This is a genomic window from Sandarakinorhabdus sp. DWP1-3-1 (assembly GCF_049896705.1).
Taxonomy (GTDB): Bacteria; Pseudomonadota; Alphaproteobacteria; order Sphingomonadales; family Sphingomonadaceae; genus Sandarakinorhabdus.
This window is the reverse complement of sequence record NZ_JAFCUV010000006.1, coordinates 1-716: the sequence shown is the minus strand read 5'-3', so window position 1 is coordinate 716 and position 716 is coordinate 1. Positions and strand designations below refer to the sequence as shown.

Annotated in this window: 1 protein-coding gene; it reads right to left on the bottom strand. The window is 64.9% G+C overall.

The features are described 5' to 3' along the window. A partial coding sequence (locus tag ACP7AI_RS17540) for a TorF family putative porin (RefSeq protein ID WP_426170266.1) occupies window positions 1–716 on the bottom strand: 716 nt, incomplete at both ends.

Genomic DNA, 716 nt, shown 5'->3' with positions numbered 1-716 from the left:
CCGTTGGAGATCGGGTCGCCGCCGGGGATCTGGAACTTTGAAAAGTTCGGCTGCAGGCGGAGATAGTCGAAGCTGGTGTCGCTGATGTCGGTGTCGACATAGGCGACGCCGAGCGTGACGGGCCCGACGACGAAATCCGCACCGACCAGCCAGTCCCAATAGCTGCCGGTGGGCGCGACGCTGGTGCCGTTGGGGCCAAGGCCGGGGTTGCCGTTCGAATAGCCGATATGGGCCTTCAGCGTGACCGGCGTGTCCTTGATGCCGAAGGCGGCGTCGCCCCAGACGTACAGATTGTCTTCCTTGTCGCCGATGCGGCTGTCGACATCGTTCGACCAGTTGCCGAGCGCCGTCTGGTTCCAGGCATAGGCGACGCCGGCGGTCAGGCCGACCGGGCCGGCGGTGCCGGTCAGCTTGACATAGGGTTCAAAGAACGAGGTCCTGGAGGCGCCGCCCGGATATTGATAGAAGGTACCGCCGATATCGAGCGCACCGCCGCCGAGCGGCAGCTTGTAGCCGGCGAACAGGTCGAGCTCGAGGTTGGGACCGCCAAAGGTGCCCCAGCCGGCCAGGTTCGATGCCCAGAAGCCGCCATAAAGACCCGATTCATGGTTGAGCGTCAGGCCGCCCTGCACGGCAAGGCCGTTGTTCGACTGCGACACGCCGCGAAAGCGGTAGTCGGAAACCAGGGCAACACTGCCCGAAACCTTGAGCGCCGG